The organism is Ectothiorhodospiraceae bacterium BW-2, from assembly GCA_008375315.1.
Classification (GTDB): domain Bacteria; phylum Pseudomonadota; class Gammaproteobacteria; order Thiohalomonadales; family Thiohalomonadaceae; genus BW-2.
On sequence record CP032507.1, the window covers coordinates 1,840,617 to 1,864,361 of the forward strand.

At 54.9% G+C, this 23,745-nt stretch carries 21 protein-coding genes; 18 read left to right on the forward strand and 3 right to left on the reverse strand.

Annotated elements, in window-relative coordinates:
- From motD to hemN, 9 genes are read left to right on the forward strand one after another with little or no spacing between them, the layout of a single operon-like run.
- Window positions 1-849 carry a flagellar motor protein MotD gene (gene motD / locus D5085_08725; GenBank protein QEP43189.1) on the forward strand — a complete coding sequence of 283 codons (849 nt, stop codon included), beginning with the start codon at window positions 1-3 and terminating at the stop codon, window positions 847-849.
- A complete protein-coding gene (locus tag D5085_08730; protein ID QEP43190.1) occupies window positions 849-1,670 on the forward strand; it encodes a ParA family protein in 822 nt (273 codons plus the stop codon). Before motD ends, D5085_08730 begins: the two co-directional genes overlap by 1 nt.
- Window positions 1,667-2,410, forward strand: a complete 744-nt coding sequence (locus D5085_08735; GenBank protein QEP43191.1) for a chemotaxis protein CheW — start codon at window positions 1,667-1,669, stop codon at window positions 2,408-2,410. The genes D5085_08730 and D5085_08735 overlap by 4 nt, the downstream gene beginning before the upstream one ends.
- Window positions 2,411-2,465: 55 nt before the next feature.
- A complete protein-coding gene (locus D5085_08740) occupies window positions 2,466-2,927 on the forward strand; it encodes a chemotaxis protein CheW (protein ID QEP43192.1) in 462 nt (153 codons plus the stop codon).
- Window positions 2,928-2,939: 12 nt separating this feature from the next.
- Window positions 2,940-3,395 (forward strand): DUF2802 domain-containing protein, encoded by a 456-nt coding sequence (locus D5085_08745; protein ID QEP43193.1) that lies wholly within the window; start codon window positions 2,940-2,942, stop codon window positions 3,393-3,395.
- Window positions 3,392-4,249 (forward strand): hypothetical protein, encoded by an 858-nt coding sequence (locus tag D5085_08750; protein ID QEP43194.1) that lies wholly within the window; start codon window positions 3,392-3,394, stop codon window positions 4,247-4,249. The genes D5085_08745 and D5085_08750 overlap by 4 nt, the downstream gene beginning before the upstream one ends.
- Window positions 4,246-5,169 carry a 50S ribosomal protein L3 N(5)-glutamine methyltransferase gene (locus tag D5085_08755; GenBank protein QEP43195.1) on the forward strand — a complete coding sequence of 308 codons (924 nt, stop codon included), beginning with the start codon at window positions 4,246-4,248 and terminating at the stop codon, window positions 5,167-5,169. The genes D5085_08750 and D5085_08755 overlap by 4 nt, the downstream gene beginning before the upstream one ends.
- 12 nt (window positions 5,170-5,181) lie before the next feature.
- A complete protein-coding gene (locus tag D5085_08760) occupies window positions 5,182-5,499 on the forward strand; it encodes a general secretion pathway protein GspF (GenBank protein ID QEP43196.1) in 318 nt (105 codons plus the stop codon).
- 9 nt (window positions 5,500-5,508) lie between these two features.
- Window positions 5,509-6,894, forward strand: a complete 1,386-nt coding sequence (hemN, locus tag D5085_08765) for an oxygen-independent coproporphyrinogen III oxidase (GenBank protein QEP43197.1) — start codon at window positions 5,509-5,511, stop codon at window positions 6,892-6,894.
- Between the two features lie 96 nt (window positions 6,895-6,990).
- Here hemN and D5085_08770 read toward each other — a convergent pair whose 3' ends face one another.
- Entirely contained in the window at window positions 6,991-8,088 is a 1,098-nt protein-coding gene (locus D5085_08770) for a hypothetical protein (GenBank protein QEP43198.1), read from the reverse strand.
- Between the two features lie 85 nt (window positions 8,089-8,173).
- Between D5085_08770 and fliE the strand changes: the two genes are divergently transcribed.
- The 8 genes from fliE (at window position 8,174) to D5085_08810 (ending at window position 20,528) form a co-directional block, all read left to right on the forward strand.
- Complete coding sequence (fliE, locus tag D5085_08775; GenBank protein QEP43199.1) at window positions 8,174-8,527, forward strand: flagellar hook-basal body complex protein FliE; 354 nt, start codon at window positions 8,174-8,176, stop codon at window positions 8,525-8,527.
- A gap of 108 nt (window positions 8,528-8,635) precedes the next feature.
- Complete coding sequence (gene fliF / locus D5085_08780) at window positions 8,636-10,294, forward strand: flagellar basal body M-ring protein FliF (GenBank protein QEP43200.1); 1,659 nt, start codon at window positions 8,636-8,638, stop codon at window positions 10,292-10,294.
- A 2-nt stretch (window positions 10,295-10,296) separates the two neighbouring features.
- Window positions 10,297-11,316, forward strand: a complete 1,020-nt coding sequence (gene fliG / locus D5085_08785) for a flagellar motor switch protein FliG (protein QEP43201.1) — start codon at window positions 10,297-10,299, stop codon at window positions 11,314-11,316.
- On the forward strand, window positions 11,303-11,950 hold the full coding sequence (locus D5085_08790) for a hypothetical protein (protein QEP43202.1): 648 nt from the start codon (window positions 11,303-11,305) through the stop codon (window positions 11,948-11,950). The genes fliG and D5085_08790 overlap by 14 nt, the downstream gene beginning before the upstream one ends.
- A 6-nt stretch (window positions 11,951-11,956) precedes the next feature.
- Complete coding sequence (fliI, locus tag D5085_08795) at window positions 11,957-13,315, forward strand: flagellar protein export ATPase FliI (GenBank protein QEP43203.1); 1,359 nt, start codon at window positions 11,957-11,959, stop codon at window positions 13,313-13,315.
- Window positions 13,316-13,367: 52 nt separating this feature from the next.
- Complete coding sequence (gene fliJ / locus D5085_08800; GenBank protein QEP43204.1) at window positions 13,368-13,769, forward strand: flagellar export protein FliJ; 402 nt, start codon at window positions 13,368-13,370, stop codon at window positions 13,767-13,769.
- A 39-nt stretch (window positions 13,770-13,808) separates the two neighbouring features.
- Window positions 13,809-16,628: a hypothetical protein gene (locus tag D5085_08805; protein ID QEP43205.1), complete on the forward strand. Its 2,820-nt coding sequence runs from the start codon at window positions 13,809-13,811 to the stop codon at window positions 16,626-16,628.
- A gap of 60 nt (window positions 16,629-16,688) precedes the next feature.
- A complete protein-coding gene (locus D5085_08810) occupies window positions 16,689-20,528 on the forward strand; it encodes a DUF3683 domain-containing protein (GenBank protein QEP43206.1) in 3,840 nt (1,279 codons plus the stop codon).
- Between the two features lie 2 nt (window positions 20,529-20,530).
- Here D5085_08810 and D5085_08815 read toward each other — a convergent pair whose 3' ends face one another.
- A complete protein-coding gene (locus tag D5085_08815) occupies window positions 20,531-21,694 on the reverse strand; it encodes a peptidase M23 (protein QEP43207.1) in 1,164 nt (387 codons plus the stop codon).
- Window positions 21,675-23,237 (reverse strand): 2,3-bisphosphoglycerate-independent phosphoglycerate mutase, encoded by a 1,563-nt coding sequence (locus D5085_08820; GenBank protein QEP43208.1) that lies wholly within the window; start codon window positions 23,235-23,237, stop codon window positions 21,675-21,677. Before D5085_08820 ends, D5085_08815 begins: the two co-directional genes overlap by 20 nt.
- 190 nt (window positions 23,238-23,427) lie before the next feature.
- On the opposite strand from D5085_08820, the gene D5085_08825 reads away from it, so the two are divergent.
- Window positions 23,428-23,742: an ArsR family transcriptional regulator gene (locus D5085_08825; GenBank protein QEP43209.1), complete on the forward strand. Its 315-nt coding sequence runs from the start codon at window positions 23,428-23,430 to the stop codon at window positions 23,740-23,742.
- Window positions 23,743-23,745 lie beyond the last annotated feature (3 nt).

Below are 23,745 nucleotides of genomic sequence, written 5' to 3' on the forward strand. Positions count from 1 at the left end.
ATGCCGCGCAAGAGGAAACGAGAGGAGCATGAGAATCTGGAGCGATGGCTCGTCTCTTATGCCGACTTTATTACGCTGCTATTTGCCTTTTTCGTGGTAATGTACAGTATCTCCTCGGTGAACGAGGGTAAATATCGTATCGTCAGCGATACGGTCGCGAGCGCCTTTAACAAAGATAGAGCGCTCGATATGGAGTCGGTCGACGGTGTACCGGCTGATGGGGATCCGGTTATTTTGAGCACTGATGTCGCAGGGGGAGACTCCATTACCGACATGCCGTTTCAGCAACGGGTGGATAAGTTGGCCAAAGAGCAGATCGACGATATGGCTGACAAGGTGGAGGAGTCGATGCGGGATCTAATTTTAGGAGATAATGTCAATGTCTCTCGTAGCGGCGACTGGATTAATGTACAGATTAAGTCGGAGATGCTCTTTGTTAGCGGCAGTGCCGAACTCAATGATGAAGCCTACCCGGTGCTAGAGGAGCTGGCCGATATTTTGCGCGATCACACCAATCCGATGCAGGTGGAGGGGTTTACCGATAATGTGCCGATCAGCAACTATATCTACCCCTCTAACTGGGAGCTCTCGGCAGCGCGTGCCGCAAGTGTCGTGCACCTGTTTGAGCAAGAGGGGATCAATCCGGCTAGAATGGCCGCCATCGGCTATAGTCAATATCGCCCGATAGCCTCCAATGATAGTCCTGATGGGCGGCGCAAAAATCGTCGTATTGAACTACTGATATTGGCCGATAAGAGCCAAGCGGAGAAGATGTTAAACGAAGAGGGGGGCGGCAGACTAGAGCCCGACTCAATGCCGCCGCGCAGTTTACGGCAGGAGGAGCGCTAGTGCAGGTCTGGGCGGTGGCAAATCAGAAGGGGGGAGTCGGTAAGACGACGACAGCGGTTACCCTCGCCGGCCTGATGGCGCAGCGAGGGTTGCGGGTCATGATTGTCGATCTCGACCCACACGGCTCGGTGACCTCCTACTTTGGGCTCGATCCCGATGAGACGCAAAATAATGTCTATACCCTGTTTCGCGTGGGGGTTTTGCGTGGGGCTAAAGTTCCCCTAGAGGTGGTGCGTAAGACTCGTTTTCCTAATCTCTATATCATGCCCTCTTCGGCGGCACTAGCGACCCTAGATAGACAGATGGGTTCGCAGGAGGGGATGGGGCTAATTTTGACTAAGGCGCTGGCCGAATTACGGAGTGAGTTTGACCATGTGATTATCGACTGCCCGCCGGTGTTAGGAGTGTTAATGGTTAACGCGCTAGCGGCGAGTCGCAACTTATTGATTCCGGTACAGACCGACTATTTGGCGATTAAGGGGCTCGAACGAATGCTGCGTACTTTAAACATGATTCTACAGGCAAGGCGGGAGCCGCTCTCCTATCTTATTGTCCCGACCATGTTTGATCGGCGCACCAAGGCCTCTATCGACTCTCTTCAGACTCTGAGAGAGCGCTATAGCGAATTTGTCTGGAATTCGATTATTCCAGTCGATACCCTGTTTCGCGAAGCGAGTCGTCGTGGTGCCCCCCTCTCCTACCTCACGCCACAGTCGCGCGGCGTTATCGCCTATGCTGGCCTGCTCATTAGTCTGCTAGGTCAAGGGGCGCAACCCCGTCATGAAGAGCGCCAACCTCAACCCGAGTTACACTCCCCATGAGTCAAGCCACAGCCCCACAGCCCCTGATGGAGGAGCGCCAAGCGTTGAGCGCCTACTTCGATGCGCTGCTGTTTGAAGAGCCGCAGCGGTTAACGCCGACACCAGAGACGCTTGAACCTGCGGTCGCAGAGCCTACCTCGGTGGTGGTCGCGCCACCGGCTATCATTCTGCCTAAGGTGGAGGCGCCGGTAGCGGCTCCAACACCGGTTGTCGAAACCGTCACGCCAGTGGAGGAGCAGGGAGAGGCCATTCCCGTTTGGGGCGAGTCCCGTTTTCAGGCACTGCTATTTAAGGTCGCCGGCTTGACATTAGCGGTACCGCTGGTGGAGCTAAGTGGGGTACAGGAGTGGGAGCCGGAGGCGCTGACCATTATGCCAGGACATATCGACTGGTATTTGGGTATTATCAACCATCGCGGGCGGCGGATTCCGGTGATCGATACCGCCCTGTTTGTGTTGCCGGAGAATCGTAAGCAGCGAGCTAAGGCGACACAGAGCGAGCGGCTGCAGCGGATCGTCTATATCGATAACAACCGCTGGGGGCTCGCTTGCGATGAGGTGAGTGATGTGATTAGTCTGGAGCCGCAGAGCATTCGCTGGCGCAGTAACCGTACTAGCCGAAAGTGGCTGGCCGGTACGGTCATTGAGAAGATGTGCGCTATTATCGATCCCCCCTCGTTTGCCGAGATGCTCGCTAGCGGCATCGATAGGGACGAACTTGAACAAGAACTCCATTCATAAAGAGATTATGTTTTGCTTACCCAATTAAAGTTATGGTGCATCTGGAGGCGACCAAATGGAAGATAAAGAGCAACTGAACAGTGATCCAACCTCAGAGTGGGTGACCTTCTATCTGGAGAGTGAGAAGTATGCGGTTAATGTTATCTATGTGCGCGAGGTGTTGAAAGAGACCAAGCTCTCCCCTGTGCCAGGGGCTCCCTACTTTGTGCTCGGTATTATCAATTTGCGCGGCAATATCGTCACGGTCATCGATACCCACAAGCGGCTCAATCTCGCACCGGTGGAGAATAACGACTCTACCCGCATTGTCGTGGTCGAGATGGATAGTCAGGTCGTCGGCTTAATGGTCGATCAGGTCGATGAGGTGGTAGTGCTACGAGAGTCGGAGATTGAGTACGCCCCCAATGTCGGGGGGGATGACAGCTCCCGTTTTGTCCATGGGGTTAGTCAGCGCGAAAAGGAGCTGCTGATTTTGGTCGATTTAGAACGAATGTTATCGCTAGATGAGTACAAATAGAGCAGAGTGACGGTGACGGTTGAACTGCTTGTGTCGGCGCTGTTGTGGCTGATTTTGGCCGCAGTGGCGCTATTTCTCTATGTTCGGCTTCGCTATACCGAGCAGCAGCTCGATCAGCAGCAGCAGCGACTAGAGCAGTTACAGACAGAGGTTCGTGGCCTCGGTAGTGCTGGGGTTAAGATGGGGGAGCAGATGAGTGCGCTCGATGGTCGGCAAGCTAAAGCGCATCAGCAGTTTAAACAGCAGCTCCACGAGTTTGACCAACGGCTAGCGACCTTGCATGAGAAGCAGTTTAGTGTCACCCGTAGCGAGAGCGATGAGCCCTCATCTTCGTTTGAGCAGGCGGTTAAGTTAGCTCGCAAGGGGGCGACTGTCGAAGAGTTAACCGAAATTTGCAATATTACCCGCGGCGAGGCCGATCTGATCGCCATGATGCAGCGCTATGAGCAGAGTCCGGTAGAGCGATGAGTCAGCCTTCTGTCAAAGGGGCCGAACGGTGGTATGTTAAGGGAGCTGCCGGAAGCTTTGGCCCCTTTCCCCTAGCGCAAATGCTCCACTATGTGATTTTGCGACGCATTGGTAAACAGGACTTGGTGAGTCGTGATGGCAAGAGCTGGCTCCCCCTAGAGAGGGTCGGGGCGCTCGATCCGAAAACGGCACTAGGACTCGAAGGGATCTTAACGCCCGATGAGCGGCAGCGACTAGAGCGGGAGCAGCAGTGGCTGCTTAAGAATCCACAAGCGTTAGGGGAGCGTATCCACCACGAAGAGCCGAATCCTAAGCAGGAGGCGCAGCGTCAACGCCAACGCAACCTTATTACCGCCGCAGCGGTAGCGCTCTTTGTGGTCGTGATTATCGCTATGTCAGTATTGCTAGTTCAGCTACGAATCGATATTCCCGAACCGGAGTGTGATGCGGTGGCGGCCCCAGGGATCAACTGGAGCGGTTGTGATAAGCATCAAGCAGAGTTAGCGGAGCGTGATTTGGCAGGGTCGCTTATGAACCATATCGATTTGACCGAAGCGAATCTAGCTGGGGCAAAGCTAACCGACAATCAGCTCGCCTACGCCAAGTTGAGTAAGGCGATTCTAAAAGAGGCCGATTTAAGGGGAGCCAATTTGAAAGGGGCCGACTTAAGTTATGCCGATCTACGAGATGCCAATCTGGAAGGAGCCGATCTCTCCTATGCCAAACTGAGGGGGGCGCTCATTAATCGCGCCAATATAAAGGGGGCTATTTTGGCCCGCACCGAGTGGTCAAATGGCATGATCTGCCGCGGCGACTCTATCGGCGGCTGTTTTATTAACCCCACAGCTCAATGAACACGCTATCCCGTTCGGTGGCGACCGAGGTGGTGACGCTTGCCGATGCGATTCGTTGGGGTGCCTCTGAGTTTACTCGAGCGCAGCTCTGCTTCGGCCACGGTAGCGATAATGCGCTGGATGAGGCGCGTTATCTGGTGCTGTTTGCGCTAAATTTACCGTTTCAGCTACCCGATAGCTACCTTCAGAGCCGCTTAACCGGCCCTGAACGGGAGCGGGTTGTGCAGCTATTGCAACGGCGAATCTCAACTCGCCAGCCGGCGGCCTACTTAACCGGTGAGGCGTGGTTTGCGGGGCTTAGATTTGAGATCAATAAGCAGGTGCTGATTCCCCGCTCCCCACTAGCCGAACTGATTGAGGTCGGTTACGCCCCTTGGGTTGAGCCAGAGAGTCTGGAGAGTATGCTTGAGCTCTGTACCGGCTCTGGCTGCATTGCCATCGCCTCAGCGCTCGCCCTCCCTGAAGTGGCCATCACTGCTAGCGATATTAGTCCGGCGGCATTAGCGGTGGCGGAGCATAACCGGCAGCGCCACGGGGTGGAGTCTCAGCTTGAGTTAGTCGAGTCGGATCTCTTTACCGCGTTAGCGTCAAAACGGTTTGATCTGATCGTGGCTAACCCCCCTTATGTCGAGAGCGATGAGATGGCCGCTTTGCCGCCAGAGTATCGCCACGAGCCGGTGCTAGCGCTCGCCTCAGGAGCCGATGGGCTCGATATTGTGCGCCGTATTTTAGCGCAGGCGAACGACTATTTAACCGACAATGGGGTGCTAATAATTGAAGTGGGGGCCTCACAGCACCATGTTGAACAGCTCTACCCGCAGCTGCCGTTGACTTGGATTGAATTTGAACGGGGAGGTCATGGCGTCTTTACACTCACGGCAGCCGAGTTAGCGCCGTGGCGCCACCTGTTCGCGAACTAATTGATAACGAGTATGTATAACAACCATCCTAAAACTGCTGAAGAGTATGTCGAACTGGTGGAGCAGACCATCATCGAGATTGAAGAGTTTATCGCCTGTATCGAGTACGATATGGACGATGCGGGCGAGAGGCTGAAGGTGCTGCAGCCACTGCTCGAACACCTAAAGAGCCTGCGCCAGAGTATGGCCGATGGCAGCTACCTCTTTGGCAAAGAGGATCTGCCCATTATGGATATCTCCAATCGACTCAGTTCGCAGCTACCGTTCGCCCAGCTACTAGCGGTTATTAATGAGACCCATAAACTGGGGCTCAATATTGACGACGATTAAGGTGCTGGCGTGAATAGAGAGAATATCCAATTTGATGAATCGCTGCTGCAAAAATATAGCAAAAGTGGCCCCCGTTACACCTCCTACCCGACGGCGGTAGAGTTTAGCGCCGAGTTTACCTTAAGCGACTATCAGCAGCAGGTGGCGCTAAGTAACCGCAGTGGTGCGCCACTATCGCTCTACTTCCATATCCCTTTTTGCGATACAGTCTGCTTCTATTGCGGCTGCAATAAGGTAGTGACCAAAGATAGGAGTAAAGCGGCTCCCTACCTTGAGCGGCTCTATCGCGAGCTTGCCCTACAGAGCGAGCAGTTTGATCGCCAGCGGCTAGTGACCCAGCTCCACTGGGGAGGGGGTACCCCGACCTTTATCTCCCATAGTGAGATGTCACAGCTAATGGCGCAGACGCGGCAGAACTTTACCCTGCTCGATAACGATGAGGGCGAGTACTCGATTGAAATAGACCCGCGTGAAGTGAGCCATGAGTCGATTAAACTACTGCGATCACTTGGCTTTAATCGTATGAGTCTGGGGGTACAAGATATTGCACCGCAGGTGCAGCAGGCGGTGAACCGAATTCAGCCGGCCGATATGACCCGCCGTACCCTTGACTGGGCTCGCGATGAGGGGTTTAAATCGATTAGCCTTGATCTGATCTACGGTCTGCCGTTTCAGAGTGTCGCTAGCTTTAGCCGTACCTTAGATGAGGTGATCGATATCGGCCCCGACAGGTTAGCGGTGTTTAACTACGCCCACCTGCCCGATCTATTTAAACCGCAGCGGCGAATTAACGAAGCCGATCTGCCACAACCGCAGCAGAAGCTGGAGATTCTACAGCTAACTATCGATAAGTTGACCGATGCCGGCTACCTCTATATCGGCATGGATCACTTTGCCAGACCCGATGATGAGCTAGCTACCGCACAGCGAGAGGGGAAGCTCTACCGCAACTTTCAAGGCTACTCGACCCATGCTGACTGTGATCTTATCGGTATCGGTGTCACCTCTATCAGTCAGGTACACCACAGCTACAGTCAAAATATCAAACAGAGTGATGACTACTATGCTGCGCTCGACCAGGGCCGACTCCCTCTGCTTCGAGGCATCGCCCTGACCGAAGAGGATAGGTTGCGTTGTCATGTGATTACTCAGCTAATTTGCCACTTTCAGCTCCAAAAAGGGGCGGTTAACCAGCTATTTAAGATCGATTTTAATCAACACTTTGCCACCGAATTAGCGGCGCTGTCAGAGATGGAGCAAGATGGCCTGTTACGGCTCGAAGCGGAACAGATTGTGGTAGAGCCGCGCGGCAAGCTACTCATTCGCAATATCTGCATGGTGTTTGACGCCTACTTGCAGCAAAAGAGTGGACAGCGATTCTCCAAAGTCATCTAACTTGTAACCGTTCACTCTCCCTCCTTAATCTCCCTCTCCCAGCGGGAGAGGGTTGGGGTGAGGGGTAAAATTAGCAGGGAGTGTGAACGGTTACACTCATTTTTGCCAATATTGAACAGGGAGTTCAATCGTGGCCGTAAAGAGCCCCGCCTGCTGCTGCGAGGTGATCGAGCCGTCGCTGCCGTAACAGTGGCGTAGCCGAGTCGCGATATTCTCTAGCGCGGTATGGTTGTGCTGGCGCGAGCTTATGTTTAAGCGCTCTTCAACACGGTTGCTCACCACTATCTTTAAGCGCTGCTTTTGGATCTGAATCGTCACTCGAATCTCCCCCCCCGACGGTGAGGGCTCTATGCCATGATAGATGCTGTTCTCCAACAGCGGCTGTAGGGTGAGTAGCGGTAGCTGTAGCTGCTCGGTACCGGGCTCTATCTGCCAGCAACAGCGCAGCCGCTCCCCTAACCGTAGCTGCTCTAAGCCGAGGTAGCGTTGGCAGAGGGTGATCTCCTCGCCAACGCTACCTAGGATACGCTGCTGATGGATGTGGCTACGCATTAAATCGGCAAAATCGAGCACTGCCGCTTCCGCGACTTGAGGGTGTTCAGGAATGAGAGCTGCAATCGTGTTTAAGCTATTAAATAGAAAGTGGGGACGAATTCTGGCCTGTAGATGCTGTAGTTTAAGCTCAGCCTGCTGCTCTACCTGCTGACGCCAGGTTAACAGCACATAGAGGTAACGGGTGCCGAGTAGCAGACTCAATAACCCCAGCAGATAGACCTGCCAGCGAAAATAGGGCGACAGGGTAAGTAGCGCCGGGGGGAGGAGCGAACCAAGAGAGTGCTGTGTCAGTTCGGTCACCCCCACGAGCCACAACGCCACGATAGCGGCAATTGTCCCGATTTGGCGACCTAGCGACAGAGTGCGTAACCAGCTCTGTAGCAGACAGAGGCTGATGACCACCATAATGGCTATCCAGAGCAGAAACAGCGATAACAGCGCCATCAGAACCCAAAAATCGGTCTCGCTATCAGAGACAACCGTCGCGACCGTTAACGCGGCAACCTTGGCAATCAGGATAAACGGCAGCAAGGTAGTGAAGGTGCAGACTCGATAGGGGGGGGGCGAGTTCATCTTGTCAAAATATTGACGCTGCGGTTTTTTGTGCCCAATAGAGCGCAATTTCAAAATAAAAGTCATTAAAAATCATAGGGTAAATAAAATTGGAACGAAATCTGCATTGGAATAGATGTTTCCAGTTTAGTACTCTTTCAGGGGGTGTAATATGATTAGCAAAATAGATAACAGCCAACTTTTAGCACAGTTGCGGCAGATGGCTCAACAGGTTGATCAAGGTATCAGACCAAACGGCACCATTGAGGCTATCGGCAAGTCGCAGCTAGGCGAGGGGGCGAATGGCGACTTCTCCTCTCTGCTAGCTAACTCAATTAATCGGGTTAATCAGATGCAGAAGAGCTCTAGCGATATTACCAAGCGGTTTGAGATGGGTGACCCTGAGGTCACCCTGCCCGAGGTGATGATGACGAAAGCGAAGGCGGGAATCGCCTTTGACGGTATGATGCAGATTCGCAACAAGATGGTAGAGGCCTACCAAGAGATGATGCGGATGCAGGTGTAGGGGAGTGGTGCTGCAGGGCGATTTTGTCGTTTACGACACACTTTTGCCCTGCGGTAACTGCTTAAATGAATCACAATCATAAGATTTAGAGCGCAAGAGAGAGCCATCATGGAAAAAGAGATTACTGTTGAACACGATTTGGTTCCTCCCGATAACCTACCTGAGTCGGTGAAGGGGTTTTTGGGGTTACCAGTGGTGCGTCAACTGGCCCTGTTAATTAGTACTGCGGCCAGTGTGGCGCTTATTGCCGTTGTTGTTCTTTGGTCGATGAAGCCCGATATGTCGATTCTATTTGGCGGCCTAGAGGGGAAAGAGGCGACTGAAATCGTCGATGCCCTTATGGCGCTAAATGTCGAATATAAGCTCGACAGCATGAGCGGCGCGGTGATGGTGCCGAGTGACCGACTGCACGATATTCGGCTACAACTCGCCAGTCAGGGACTGCCGCGCAGCAGCGGTCTGGGGTTGGAGATTTTGCAGCAGAAGCCGGAGTTCGGTACCAGTCAGTTTATGGAGATAGCCCGTTATCAGCATGCGATTGAGGGGGAGTTGGCTAAATCGATTACCGCAATTCACAGCGTTCGTAGCGCCCGCGTCCATCTGGCGCTACCGAAACAGTCGGCCTTTGTGCGCAAAAAGGAGCGGGCCTCAGCGTCGGTACTGGTGAACCTCTTCTCCGGTCGCCAGCTAGAGGAGAGTCAGGTCGATGCGATTAGCCATCTAGTGGCCGCTAGCGTACCCAATATGGAGCCGGCTGATGTGACGATTATCGATGAGCGGGGCAACCTTTTGAGCGATAAACAGAACCGTTCAGCGCTCAATGTGAGCGAAGAGCAGCTAAAATATACCCGCATGGTCGAAAATACCTACATTGATCGAGTGGTGTCGATTCTAGGGCCGATTGTGGGGGAGGATAAGATCAGAGCCCAAATTGCAGCTGATATCGATTTTACCGCGACTGAAAAGACCATGGAGAGCTATAACCCCGATCTGCCCGCGCTACGGAGTGAGCAGGTGGTCGAAGAGGAGCGGGTTGGTGCCGCACCGATAGGGATTCCTGGCGCGTTGGCCAATCAACCTCCCGGAGCGGGTAACGCCCCCGAAGATGCGGTAGGCGCGAATGGGGGGACTCGCTCTTCGAGCAAAAACTTGCAGGCAACCCGTAACTACGAACTTGATCGTACCATTAGCCATATCTCTAACCCGATGGGGCAGGTAAAACGGCTGTCGATTGCGGTGGTACTGGATCATAAGTTGGACGAGAATGGCGAGCCTATCGAGCGCAGCGTCGATGAGCTGGAGCGGCTGACGGCGCTAATCAAAGAGGCGGTCGGTTATAGTGGTCGTCGAGGCGATACCATTAATGTAATGAATACGCGGTTTGAGGGGTTAAATAGTGAGCCTATCGTCTTGCCAGAGATCCCCATCTGGGAGCAGGCTTGGTTTATCGATGTCATCAAACTGGTACTCGGCTTCCTATTGGTGGTACTCTTCCTGCTGGTGGTTATCCGTCCGATGCTAGGTCGTCTGGCGGAATCGAACCGAATGCAGGTAGCAGAGGAGCTGGCGCTGGCTGAGGGGCTCTCGGCGGCGATGAAGCAAGAGGAGGCTGATGCTAATAAGAAGCTGGGTTTGGATGGGTTGATTGAGCTACCGACACCGGGTGCCTACGAGGAGAATCTACAGATGGTTGCTCATGTCACCAAAAATGATCCAGCGCTAGTTGCTCAAGTCGTTAGAAAGTGGATTGGGGAAGGAGGTCGCTAGTCATGGCCGAAGCACAAGAGAAAGATGTTACCAAGCTCTCGGGGGCGGAGAAGGCCGCCATCTTGATGATGAGTTTGGGGGATGAGACCGCCTCACAAATTATGCGCCAGCTCGGCCCAAAAGAGGTTCAGAGTGTCGGTGAGGCGATTGCCAATTTAACCGATGTCAGTCGTGGTATGGTCAATACCGTCGTCGGAGAGTTTGCCGAGACCCTTGGTACGCTGACATCCCTAGGCACCAGTAATGAGGAGTATCTACGCAAGGTACTAAGAAATGCCCTCGGAGAGGATAAGGCTGAGAGTCTCATCGATAGGATTCTGTTAGGCCGTTCATCGAAAGGGCTAGAGGCGCTAAAGTGGATGGAGTCTCGCGCTATTGCCGACTTTTTGCGCCTAGAGCATCCCCAGATTATCTCGATTGTCCTCTCCTATCTGGAGCCGGAGCAGTCTTCGGAGATTCTGGAGCTAATGCCGGAGAATATGCGTACCGATCTGGTGCTGCGTATCGCCAGTCTTGACGGTATTCAGCCTTCGGCTCTGAATGAGCTAGATGAGATATTGGAGCGACAGTTCTCCGGTGAGAGTTCGAACTACCGCTCCTCGACGGTGGGGGGACACAAAACAGCAGCCAACATCCTTAACTTTATGGATTCAGCCGTTGAGGCCACCATTATGGAGGAGCTGAAAGAGGTCGATGAGGCGCTCGGTGCGAAGATTGAGGATCTGATGTTTGTCTTCGATAATCTGAAAGAGGTCGATGATCGCGGCATTCAGACCATGATGCGTGAGATTAACTCCGAAACGCTGGTCATGGCACTGAAAGGGGCCGATGATGAGCTGCGGGAGAAGATTATGAAGAATATGTCCAAGCGGGCTTCAGAGATGTTGCGCGATGATCTGGAGGCGAAGGGGCCGGTGAAAATTAGCGAGGTCGAGGAGGCGCAGAAAGAGATTCTGGCCGTGGCTCGACGCATGGCCGAAGCGGGTGAAATTTCACTAGGTGGCGCTGATGAGTATATCTGATCTAATTCGTGACAAGGAGCAGGCGGCCCAGCTGTGGCAGATGCCTAACTTCGATAGCGGCCACTCAGGCAAGAGCTATGAGGAGCTAGCTGAGGAGGAGGAGCAGATTCAGCCGCTGACCGCAGAGGAGCTAGAGGCGATTCAGCAAGAGGCCTATCAAGAGGGGTTTGTTCAGGGTGAGAACGATGGTCTAGCGGCCGCTAAAGAGAAGATAGCTCAGAGAGAGGCAGAGCTGAACCGTACTCGTGAAGAGCTACAGCAGCTATTCGAAACGGTACAGCAACCGCTACAACGACTGGATGAGACGCTGTCGCAGCAGGTGTGTCAATTGGCGATCTCGATTGCTGAGCGCATTGTTCGCGCCGACTTTAGTAGTGGCAGCGAAGCGCTACTACCGATGGTTCGCGAGGCGCTGCAGCGGCTACCTGGAGCGGATCAACAGCAGAGTACCCTCTACCTCAATCCGGAGGATGTGGCGCTGATTGAACACCATTTCGAGCCGACGCTAGTCAGAGTGAGAGCCGATGCAACGATGAGTCGTGGCGGCGCTAGGTTGGAGTCGGGGAGCGCTCGCATCGACATGAGTATTGAAGAGCAGATTCGAGCCATTGCCGCCGAGATATTTGAAGAGTAACCCGATATGAATTTTCAACAGCTACAGCAGCAGCGTTTAAGCCGACTTAGCAGCCGCTTAGAGCGGGCGCTTGAAAGCAATCGCGATGCTCCGCTACCGATGCAGGTTGAGGGGCGGTTAATGCGCATGGTGGGGTTAACGCTCGAAGCGAGCGGTATTCGTACCCCCATCGGCTCCCGTTGTCTTATCGATAATGCCCACGGCGGTAAAATTGAGGCCGAAGTGGTCGGCTTTAGCGGCGATAGAGTCTATCTGATGCCGACCGGCAATACCCAAGGGATTAGCCCCGACTCGCGAGTCGTCCCGACGGGTAAATACTATACCGCACCTGTCGGAGCGGCTCTGTTAGGGCGGGTGATCGATGGTGCCGGTGAGCCGCTCGATGGCAAAGGGCCACTACAGACTAGCGACAGCTATCCGTTAGCGGGCTACTTTATCAATCCGATGGAACGGGCACCGATTAGGCAGCAGCTCGATGTCGGGGTGAGAGCGATTAACTCAATGTTGGCCGTCGGTCAGGGGCAGCGGATGGGGCTCTTTGCCGGTAGTGGGGTCGGTAAGAGTGTCCTGCTCGGTATGATGACCAAATATACCACCGCCGATGTCATTGTGGTTGGGCTAATTGGTGAGCGGGGGCGAGAGGTTAAGGAGTTTATTGACGAGATTTTGGGCGAAGAGGGGCTAAAGCGCTCCGTTGTGGTCGCCGCACCGGCCGACACCACCCCAGTGATGCGGCTCCATGGTGCCTCCATGGCGACGGCGATTGCCGAGTACTATCGCGATCAGGGTAAAAATGTCCTCTTACTCATGGACTCCCTTACCCGCTACGCGATGGCGCAGCGGGAGCTAGCGCTCTCCATCGGTGAGCCGCCGGCAACGAAGGGCTATCCGGCCTCGGTATTTGCCAAAATTCCGCAGCTAGTGGAGCGGGCAGGGAATGGGCGTGAGGGGGGGGGCTCAATGACCGCCTTCTATACCGTCTTGACCGAGGGGGATGATCAGCAAGATCCGGTCGCCGATTCGGCTCGGGCGATTTTAGATGGCCATGTCGTGCTCAATCGGCGTCTGGTAGAGATGGGCCACTTTCCCGCTATCGATATTGAGGCCTCTATTAGCCGAGTTATGCCAGCGGTCACTACGACACAGCACCAGCAGCAGGCGCGGGCGATTAAACGGATCTACTCCCTCTATGAAAAGAGTCGCGATCTGATTAGCGTCGGTGCCTACAGCAGTGGCAGCGATAAGCAGATCGACGAGGCGATACGGTTGCAGCCCCATATCGCCACCTTCTTGCAGCAAGATATGCAGCAGAAGGTGACCTTAGCGGACTCCATTAAACAGATGCAGCAGTTAGTGCAGGCATAAGGGGTAATCGGTCGTGGCACAGAAGAGATCTCAACGCCTCGACAGTGTCAAAATGTTGGCGGAGAGGGCCGAAAAGCAGGCGTTAGAGGATTTTGGTAAGAGCAGTCGCTATGTCGAGCGACAGCAGCAGCAGCTCAGTGAGCTGATGCTCTATAAACAGGAGTATCACCAGAGCTTACAGCAGCAGGGAAGAGCGGGGGTTTCAGCGGGACGACTGCGCCAGCTACAGCTCTTTTTGGCCAAGCTCGATGTAGCCATTGAGCAGCAGCAGGAGGTCGTAAAGCAGGCCAATTTACAACGGGAGCAGGCGCAACGCTACTGGTTAAGCCGTCGTGGCCGCACCCAAGCGTTTAATAAGGTGACCGAACGCTATCTGCTAGAGGAGCGGCAGAGTGAGAGTCGTCAGGAACAGAAGGCGATAGATGAGATGGCGCAGCGGCGCCGTAGTGACTAGAGTGAATCGATACTATTTAATGTTACGGGGGTAAGAGCCATGCAGGCAGCAGTTACAATTCAGGCAGAATCGGGTCTGTCAGCGGGGGGCAGTCGAGCTGCCAATGGAGTCACTTTCGGGAAAACCGAGGGGCAGCCACTGCTGTTTGCCTCGGAGTTCAGCCGTCAATTACAGCAGCAGAGCGGTGTTGCGGTTCAGACCATGGCACCGGCAGGAGAGGGGGGGGAGCTTATCGCGTCTGAGGCTAGCACCAAGACAGTCGCGCAAGGTACCGCTGTCGCGACCACCGTGACTACCGAGAGCACAGAGAAGCAGACGGTAGGGCAACTGAAGAGCGATAGCAAGAGCGAAGAGGGGATCTCTTTGGCCGCCAAAGATAGCGTAAAAGGGACTGTCGAAGGGGCAGTCAATGGCTCAACAAAAGACTCAACAAAAGGCCCAATAACTGAGGCGGTTAGTGGTCAATCTAAGCTAGGTACCGTGTTGACTGACCAACAACTAACCGTTAACCGTCCCGGTGAGCTCTCGCTATCGATATTGCGTAGTGCTAGGCAGTCGATACACTCTAAGGCTAGCGGTGACTCCGTAGCTGAAACTGCCCTAACCCCGCTCAATAGAGGGCAGTCGCAACTGCCACAGAGCGACTCAGTCACAACCACGGCTCAAGCCACCTCTGTAGGTAGCGAGAGTGGTGACGGTGGCAAAAGTGGCGAGAGCAGCCGAAGCAATGCCACCGTAGCGACAGTCAAAACGGCCCTAACCGCAGAAACTGAGTCGCAACAACCGCAAACAGCAGCCACTGAAGTGAAAGCGGAGCGCGTCCCGACCTCCCCCTCCCCCTCAAAGACCGAGCCAGAGCGAGCCCAAACAGCAGCCACTGAAGTGAAAGCAGAGCGCGTCCCGACCTCCCGCTCCACCTCAACGACCGAGCCAGAGCGAGCCCAAACAGCAGCCACTGAAGTGAAAGCGGAGCGCGTCCCGACCTCCCCCTCCCCCTCAACGACCGAGCCAGAGCGAGCCCAAACAGCAGCCACTGAAGTGAAAGCGGAGCGCGTCCCCATCTCCCCCTCCCCCTCAAAGACCGAGCCAGAGCGAGCCCAAACAGCAGCCACTGAAGTGAAAGCGGAGCGCGTCCCCATCTCCCCCTCCACCTCAACGACCAAGCCAGAACGAGCCCAAACAGCAGCCACTGAAGTGAAAGCGGAGCGCGTCCCCATCTCCCCCTCCCCCTCAACGACCGAGCCAGAGCGAGCCCAAACAGCAGCCACTGAAGTGAAAGCAGAGCGCGTCCCGACCTCCCCCTCCCCCTCAACGACCGAGCCAGAGCGAGCCCAAACAGCGGCTCAAGTCAAAACCGCCGTCACTGACGAACAGCCAGTGCAACCAGTGCCAATTGCGGTCAACGAATCCGAATCGCAATCCGAACCAGCGCAGTCAGATAACAGACCCAGACCAAGCGAACCTAATGGCGAAGCTATGATGACGACACAGCAGAGAGCTCAGCAGCGTGCCGATGTAGTCACCCAAACAGAGAGTATCGCCCCGACCGCCGCCGATAAAGATACATATACATATAAAGATAACGATAATGCGACCGTGGCAACTTTGACTCAAAGAGAGCCAGTCACCCCCGCCGCTATTAACACCAACGCCAACGCCAACGCCAACGCCAACACTATCGATACCAATAGCAGCGTTACCAGTGAACAGTCAGCTAGAGAGCAGAGTGTGGCTATGACTACCGACAGCGATGATAGCAACCATGAACTAGAAGAGCTAAATCACGCCCCCGAGAGCGCAGTGACGCTAGCCAACAGTAGCGAACTAGCGCAGCAAGCGTCGCTAGAGCCGACTGAGAGAGCATCGGAACCGACTGCCAATACTACCAATACCACTAATGCTACCAATGTGACTAATGTCACCAGTGCCAATGCTGATCATAACGCCGAACAGATTAGCCGCGATACCGAGCTTGAACCACAACCCGAAGGCACCGCAGTTGCCCCCCCAGTACAACCGACCGTAGCTGTCGAAAATCGTAGCAGCGGTTCGACCGCCTCAGTGCTCTCTGAAGCGCGAGAGGCGATGAATCGTGGTGAGAGTGGCGCTACCCGCAGTCAAGGTGATAGCGCCGGCGAGGGGCGTCAGGGGCGGCAGCAGAGTGAGGAGATGCCACAGCAGCGCCAATCACTACGGGAGTTTATTCGCATGGCACGCGAGGGCGAACTGCCGCCTGAGCGGATAGTCTCAGCCACGACTCCCCCCCGTAATGGCGCAGCAACCTTCGCCCAACTCTCTGCCACGGTAGCTGAGACCCTCGCTACCCAGAACCAACTGAACCCGAGCGCCTCTTCAGCGTCACACGCACCACATAGCCTCCTAAGCGGATTGACTCAGACCGGTGCCCCGGCACAGCTAGCGAGTTTTACCGTTCCAGTACCACTGAGAAACGCTAACTGGGATCGAGCTATGGGCGAGCGGGTGACCTGGATGGCCAAAAATAATCTGCAACAGGCGAAACTAGAGCTCAATCCGAAACAGTTAGGGCCGGTTGAGATTAAGTTGAGCGTCAATCAAGACCAGCAGGTGAGTGTTAGCTTTGTAGCCAATAACCAGAGCGCTCGTGAAGCGATTGAACAGGCGATGCCACGACTACGGGAGATGTTAGAGCAGTCGGGGATGAGCTTAGGTGACACCGATGTCTCCACCCGTCAGCAGCAGCAGCAGGCGGAGGGCAATCGACAGCAAGGGGGTGGCAGAGCCGGCCTTGGAGGCGATATGGCTCTGGAGGGGGAGGAGTCGCTGTTAGCCTCGCAGCAGGCGACTGTGGCACCATCGGGGCTCGATCTTTTTGCATAAGCGGGGCCTAATCTGTCACTATAGCGGCTTTTCGACTACAGCCTATAGCGAGTGACCATCATGAGCCGGATACGCGAAATCCCCTACAACTACACCTCCTTCTCTGATCGCGAAATTGTGATACGACTCTTAGGAGAGAAGATGTGGCAGGTGTTACAGACCCTGCGTAGCGAACGGGTGACCGGTCGCTCAGCGCGGATGCTGTTCGAGATTTTAGGGGATATGTGGGTGATTCAACGAAACCCCTTTATTCAGGACGATCTGCTGGAGAACCCAAAACGGTGGCAGTCGCTGGTACACGCCCTCTATCACCGTCTGGCCCAAATTGAGGCTAGAGCCGATGGTAATACCCTCGCGCTCTCACTAGCTGGCGAGACCCGTCGGGCGATAGAGCGCTTTGAGCGCTGGCTACCGCAGCAGCAGCAGCAGCGGCAGGCGATTCGGCGGCGCTTAAAGGGGCTGACGCATGTTGATAACATCTGTTTTGATGGTTTAAGTCGCGTCTCTCACGCCACCGATGCCTCCGACTGGCGGGTGGAGTATCCGCTACTGGTGCTGGTGCCCGATCATGAGCGGGAGATTCAGCCACTGGTACGGGCGGTGCTGGAGCTGGGGTTAACCATCATCCCGCGTGGGGGGGGGACGGGTTATACCGGTGGGGCGGTGCCGCTCACAGAGGCGAGTGTCATCATGAATACCGAAAAGCTAGATCAGATCGAGAAACCGCAGCGAAACACCCTGCCAGGATTAGAGCGGCAGGCGATGACGATTGCTGTTGGTGCCGGCGTGGTCACTCGGCGGGTGGCTGAGGCGGCGGCGGGGGTGGCGCATGTGTTTGCGGTTGACCCGACCTCACAAGACGCCTCCTGTATCGGCGGAAATATTGCTATGAATGCCGGAGGAAAAAAGGCGGTGATGTGGGGCACCACACTCGATAACTTATTGCGCTGGCGGATGGTGACCCCCGATGGAGAGTGGCTGGAGGTGGAGCGCCAATACCACAATATGGGCAAAATTCATGAGCAGGAGCGGGTGGTGTTTCACCTCTATCGACTACAAGCCGATGCCCGCACCCGCGTCGGTGACCCCGACATATTGGTGATGGCTGGCCATGAGTTACGCAAACGGGGGCTAGGCAAAGATGTGACCAATAAATTTTTAGGGGGGTTGCCGGGGGTACAGAAAGAGGGGTGTGATGGGATTATCACCTCGGCAGAGTTTGTGCTGCACCGAATGCCGGCCCATAGCCGCACTCTCTGTCTGGAGTTTTATGGCAATCTGCACCAAGCCGTTCCAGCGATAGTCGAAACTAAAGCGTTGGTCGATAGCAGTCCCGATGTGGCGCTAGCAGGGTTAGAACACCTTGATGAACGCTATATTCGAGCGGTCGGGTATCACCCCAAATCGGCGCGTTCTGAAGCGCCGCGCATGGTACTGCTCGCCGATATTGTTGGCGATAGTGAGCGGGTGGTGGGCAAAGTTGCCTCACAGGTGGTGCAGGCGGCCAATCGTCGTGGTGGCGAGGGCTTTATCGCCGTCACTCCCCAGGCGAGAGCGCAGTTTTGGCTCGATCGTAGCCGCACTGCCGCCATCGCAGCCCACACCAATGCCTTTAAAATTAATGAAGATGTGGTCATTCCACTGCCGCGCTTAGCTGACTACAGTGAAGCGATTGAGCGAATTAATATCGAATATTCGACTAAAAACAAGCTAGCGATGGTTGAGGCGGTGGTCAACTATCTACAAGGGGAGGAGTTAACGCGCCATATCCCGCCCGAATATCGCGATGATAGCGAGATCGAACAGCGCTTCAATGAGAAATGTCAGAGCGCTCTAACACTGTTACGGCAGGTCGCGGAGTGCTGGTCTCAGACCCTCGCCGCACTAGAGCAGCCGCTATCGCAGCTAACTGAATTATTACAGCAGCCGGGGTTACGGCAGGGGAGTGAGGCGTTTACCCCCCAGAGCGAGGCGACTCTGTTTAGTGCGCTGCAATCACGACAGCTACGAATCTCTTGGCGCAAGGCGGTAGAGAGACCGTTAAAAACGATTTTTAGTGGTCGTGACTATGAGCAGCTACGGCAGCAGTTTGACCAAATTCATGCTAAATGGCGGCCAGCGCGACTCTTTGTCGCCACCCACATGCACGCCGGCGACGGTAATGTTCATACCAATATTCCGGTTCACTCTAATAACTACGCCATGCTGCGCGATGCGGATGAGGTGGTTGAGCGAATTATGGCTATCGCTGAAGAGTTAGGGGGGGTAATCTCGGGAGAGCACGGGATTGGGATCACTAAATTTGCCTTTTTGCAGCCACAGGTGGTGGCCGATTTTGAGCGCTACAAGGCGAGAGTCGATCCTAAAGGGGGCTTTAATCGGGGTAAACTCCTGCCCGGTGCCGATTTAAGCCGCGCCTATACCCCCTCACTCCAGCTATTAGAGCAGGAGGCGCTCATTCTCGAAGCCAACGATCTCCATCTATTAAACCGTGAGATTAAAGATTGCCTGCGCTGCGGTAAGTGTAAACCGGTCTGTACCACCCATGTGCCACGGGCCAATCTGCTCTACTCGCCGCGCAATAAGATTTTAGCTACCGGCTTGATTATTGAGGCTTTTTTATATGAAGAGCAGACTCGACGGGGGCTATCGGTACGCCACTTTGACGAAATGAACGATATTGCCGATCACTGTACCCTCTGTCATCGCTGTGCTAAACCGTGTCCGGTCAATATCGACTTCGGTGATGTCTCGATACAGATGCGGCAGCTATTAAAGCAGCAGCAGCAGAAGCGCACTTCCCTCGCCACTCGCCTAGCGATGACCTACCTTAATGTCACTGATCCGATGACGGTGAAACTGCTGCGTAAGGTGACCATTGAGTGGGGCTATCGGGCTCAGCGCTGGGCGAGTGAGCTGCTGCGAGGGGTGAGGCTAATTCGCGCTAAACAGCCGTCAGCCACCACCGGAAAGCCGGCCATGATCGAGCAGGTGGTGGAGCTGGTTCGCCAGCCGATGCCGGCCAATATCCCCTCTCGTACGCTGCGTAGTCAGTTAGGGTTGGAAGATGACAAAATTGTGCCGGTTATTCGTGATCCGAGTCGCTGTGACGATAGCAGCGAGGCGGTGTTCTACTTTCCCGGCTGCGGTTCGGAGCGGCTCTTTAGCGATATTGCGGCGGCAACATTGGCGATGCTATTCGATGAGGGGGTGCAGACTGTCGTTCCCCCTAGCTACCTCTGCTGCGGCTATCCACAGCGTGGCAATGGGGATGGTAGTGAGGCGAAACGGATTTCGACCGCCAATCAGGTGCTGTTTCATCGTATCTCTAACACATTGAACTATCTTGATATTCGTACCGTGATCGTTAGCTGTGGTACCTGCATGGATCAGCTACTACTCTATCAGTTAGAGCGCATTTTTCCTAAGTGTGACATTATCGATATCCACCGCTATCTGCACAAGCGCGGTGTCTCAATGGCGCAGGAGGGGGGGGCGCTCTACCATGATCCCTGCCACTCGCCGATTAAGGATAGAGGGGCGGTCTCAGTGGTTGAAGCGCTGACCGGTCAGGCGATTACCCTCTCTGATCGCTGCTGTGGCGAGGCGGGGACTTTTGCTCTCTCTCGACCCGATATCGCATCCCAGGTGCGCTTTCGTAAATTGGAGGAGCTGCAGCACAATCTCGCCGCCACTGAGGAGAGCACGGGGGAGCGGCCAGAGGTGATCTATACCACCTGTCCGGCCTGTCAGCAGGGGCTAGCCCGCTATCGACATGAGACTAAGCTGAGGGTGACCTATCCGGTAGTGGCGCTGTCGGAGGCGCGTTGGGGGAGCGACTGGCAGCAGCAGTTTGCTGATAGGGTCAATCGTGGGGGCGTGGAGCGAGTGTTACTGTAGGGCTAGCGGGGCGAGGAGGCTTTGCGGCACCAACTTTTCGGGTTAACGGGATTGCCCTTGTGGCGAATTTCGAAGTAGAGCCCCCTTCTGCTCTCAGCGCTGCTACCGCCGACTTCGGCAACTATCTCATCGGCCTGAATCGAGTCACCAACCTCTTTAAATAGGGTCTGATTCTGGCCGTAGAGACTCATGTAGCTATCACCATGGTCGATAATCAGCAGCAGACCGTAGCCGCGTAACCAGTCGGCATAGACCACCCGACCGCCGCTAATGGCTCTCACTGGGCTACCGTTCGGGGCGTCGATAACGACGCCGTTCCACTTTAAGTTCCCGAGGCCTCGACTACTGCCAAAGCTGTGGCTGATTCTGCCCTCGACCGGCCAGGGGAGTCTGCCCTGTTGCGATTTGAAGGGGCGCTGGCGCGGCTGTTGAGCCAACTTTTTTAGCCGCTCGCCTAGCTGGTTAATCACCTGCTGTAGCTGCTGCTCATTCTGTTGTAGCCGTTGCAGCCGACTTTCGGTCGAGTCTATCTGGCGCTCTAGCTCGGCGAGTAGTTGGCTACGCTGCTGCTGCTGCTGCTGTAGCTGCTGCTGTTGCTGTTGCTGCTGCTGTAGTGCCTGTTGATTGGCGCTACGGGTCTTCTCAAGTTGCGCTTTAAGTCTGTTCATTTGGCTAAGTTGTTGTTGTAGTGCGGTAATGGTACGAGTTCTGGCCTCAGCAAAGTAGCGATAGTAGTGCAGCATTCGCCCTAACTGTTGTGGGCTCTCTTGATTGAGTAGCAGCTTGAGCGGTTCAGAGAGGCCACTCATGCTGGCGGCACGAAGCTGTCTGGCTAGTAGCTGCTGCTGCTGTTGCAGACTCTGTTGCTGCTGTTCGCTCTGCTGTTGTAGTCGGTTGAGTTGCTGCTGCTGAGAGGATAGCTGCTGCTGTAGCTGCTGCAGACGGCGATGGCTGTGGCTAATTGCCTGCTCGGTACGGGCTAGCTCGCGCTCGGTAGTGCTATAGCGCTGCTGCTGCTGTTGCTGCTGCTGCTGTAGCTGCTGCATCTCTTGTCGTAGCTGTTCGAGTTCGGCTTCGCGACTCTTTTTGTCAGTGGCAAGATCGGCGGCTGTGGCCAATGGCAGCAGCAGTAGCAGTAGCAGCGTGTTAGCCTTGACGCGAGCCACTTTTCACCAGTGAGTGTCCGGTCATCTCAACCGGCTGTTTTAGCCCCATTAGCTCTAGTAGGGTGGGGGCGATATCGCTCAAACTGCCGCCATCGCTTAGCTGTAGGGGGGAGTCTCCGATGTAGATTAGGGGAACTGGGTTAGAGGTGTGGGCGGTGTGGGCTTGGCCGCTTGTCTCGTCAACCATCTTTTCAGCATTACCGTGATCGGCGGTAATTAGCATCTGCCCACCGCAGTTACGAATCGCCTGCTCAACTCGCCCAACGCACTCGTCGATATACTCTAGGGCGCTTACGGTCGCTTCGTAATTACCGGTATGGCCTACCATATCGGGGTTGGCAAAGTTGCAGATAATCGCATCGTAGCGGCCGCTCTCGATCGCCTCTAGCAGTCTGTCGGTCACCTCTGCGGCGCTCATCTGCGGCTGTTCGTCATAGGTGCCGACATCGGGGGAGGGGACTAAAATGCGCTCTTCCCACTCAAATGGCTCCTCCCGTCCGCCATTAAAGAAGAAGGTGACATGGGCATACTTTTCTGTCTCGGCAATGCGTAGCTGGTGCAACCCCATGCGGGAGATATAGTCGCCAAAGACATTACCGAGCCGCTCCGGAGGATAGGCGGTGGGTATATGGTAGTCGGCGCTATACTCCGTGAGGCTGACAAAGCTCGATAGCTGTGGCCAAATGGCGCGTTCAAAGCAGTTAAACTCCGGTTCGATAAAGGGGCGGGTAATCTGCCGTGCTCTATCTGAGCGAAAATTCATGAAGATAATCACATCGCCATCGGCCATTGTGACCGGTTCGGTGGCGCTAATGGCGGTGGGCTGGACAAATTCGTCGCTCTCATCACGGGCGTAGGCTTGGTGTAATGCAGTGAGGGCATCGGGCGCTATCAGTGCCGCCCTATGGCCGGTGATGAGATCATAAGCGGCTTGAACTCGCGGCCAGCGGTGGTCACGATCCATGGCGTAGTAGCGACCGACAATAGAGGCCAGTTCGCCACAGCCTAGCTCTTTAAATAGCGATTCGACGGCAATAATCGACGCCTCTGCGCTCGAAGGGGGGGTATCACGACCATCAAGAAAGGCGTGCAGATAGACCCGTTTTGCCCCTCGCTCCACCGCCAGTCGAATCATGGCGTGAAGGTGCTGTTCGTGGCTGTGTACTCCGCCGGGTGAGAGTAGCCCCAGAATGTGGATGGCGGATCGATTGCCAATCGCCTGATCTACCGCATCCGTCAAGGTGGCATTGGTGTAGAACGAGCCGGTTTTGATGGAGCGGCTGATGCGGGTAAACTCTTGATAGACGACGCGACCTGCCCCTAGGTTAAGGTGGCCGACTTCAGAGTTACCCATCTGCTCCCCCGGCAGGCCGACAGAGGCGCCAGAGGCATTAATGGTGGTGTGGGGGGCCTCTCGCCAGAGCCGCTCCATAACGGGGGTTTTGGCGTTGGCAACGGCATTGAAGGTGTTCTCATCGCTACACCCCCAGCCGTCAAGAATGGTCAGTACAACGGGGGGGGAACCGGGTTTGGCTTGGCTCATGGTCTTTTCATCAACAATTTTCAGTGGTTGGATTGAGGGTCGATACGCTTAAATTTGAAGAGCAGGGGAATACCCCCTGTTACCGCAGCGACATTATTGTATAATGTTTCGCCCGTTGTGGGCAGGGGGTCGATTCCAATTGGTTGGAGATGGCCCACTAAACTGCATCACTTTCACTAGAGGTATGTGAATGAATTACGATGACCCAGGTGTGATGACTCACGATGAAGATATAGAGCGTGCATCCCGCTCTTTAAAGGCGATGTCACACCCGTTGCGCCTGAAGATTCTCTGTACGCTGGGTGAGCAGGAGGTGAGTGTTCAAGATATTGTCGAGCGTGTCGGCACATCGCAGAGCAATATCTCCCAACATTTAGCCATCTTGCGAGATAAGGGCATCCTCTCTGCCCGTAAGGATGCTAATCGGGTCTATTACAAGATGGTTGACTCTCGCACCTTGCAGTTAATTAGCATGATGCGCAATGTCTTTTGTAATGTTGAGTAAAAC

Bases quoted from the DNA above. Each gene is read 5' to 3' on its own strand.
- motD (QEP43189.1), top strand. From the start codon at position 1: ATGCCGCGCAAGAGGAAACGAGAGGAGCATGAGAATCTGGAGCGATGG.
- D5085_08735 (QEP43191.1), top strand. From the start codon at position 1,667: ATGAGTCAAGCCACAGCCCCACAGCCCCTGATGGAGGAGCGCCAAGCG.
- D5085_08740 (QEP43192.1), top strand. From the start codon at position 2,466: ATGGAAGATAAAGAGCAACTGAACAGTGATCCAACCTCAGAGTGGGTG.
- D5085_08750 (QEP43194.1), top strand. From the start codon at position 3,392: ATGAGTCAGCCTTCTGTCAAAGGGGCCGAACGGTGGTATGTTAAGGGA.
- D5085_08755 (QEP43195.1), top strand. From the start codon at position 4,246: ATGAACACGCTATCCCGTTCGGTGGCGACCGAGGTGGTGACGCTTGCC.
- D5085_08760 (QEP43196.1), top strand. From the start codon at position 5,182: ATGTATAACAACCATCCTAAAACTGCTGAAGAGTATGTCGAACTGGTG.
- D5085_08770 (QEP43198.1), bottom strand. From the start codon at position 8,088: ATGACTTTTATTTTGAAATTGCGCTCTATTGGGCACAAAAAACCGCAG.
- fliE (QEP43199.1), top strand. From the start codon at position 8,174: ATGATTAGCAAAATAGATAACAGCCAACTTTTAGCACAGTTGCGGCAG.
- fliF (QEP43200.1), top strand. From the start codon at position 8,636: ATGGAAAAAGAGATTACTGTTGAACACGATTTGGTTCCTCCCGATAAC.
- fliG (QEP43201.1), top strand. From the start codon at position 10,297: ATGGCCGAAGCACAAGAGAAAGATGTTACCAAGCTCTCGGGGGCGGAG.
- D5085_08790 (QEP43202.1), top strand. From the start codon at position 11,303: ATGAGTATATCTGATCTAATTCGTGACAAGGAGCAGGCGGCCCAGCTG.
- fliI (QEP43203.1), top strand. From the start codon at position 11,957: ATGAATTTTCAACAGCTACAGCAGCAGCGTTTAAGCCGACTTAGCAGC.
- fliJ (QEP43204.1), top strand. From the start codon at position 13,368: ATGTTGGCGGAGAGGGCCGAAAAGCAGGCGTTAGAGGATTTTGGTAAG.
- D5085_08805 (QEP43205.1), top strand. From the start codon at position 13,809: ATGCAGGCAGCAGTTACAATTCAGGCAGAATCGGGTCTGTCAGCGGGG.
- D5085_08810 (QEP43206.1), top strand. From the start codon at position 16,689: ATGAGCCGGATACGCGAAATCCCCTACAACTACACCTCCTTCTCTGAT.
- D5085_08820 (QEP43208.1), bottom strand. From the start codon at position 23,237: ATGAGCCAAGCCAAACCCGGTTCCCCCCCCGTTGTACTGACCATTCTT.
- D5085_08825 (QEP43209.1), top strand. From the start codon at position 23,428: ATGAATTACGATGACCCAGGTGTGATGACTCACGATGAAGATATAGAG.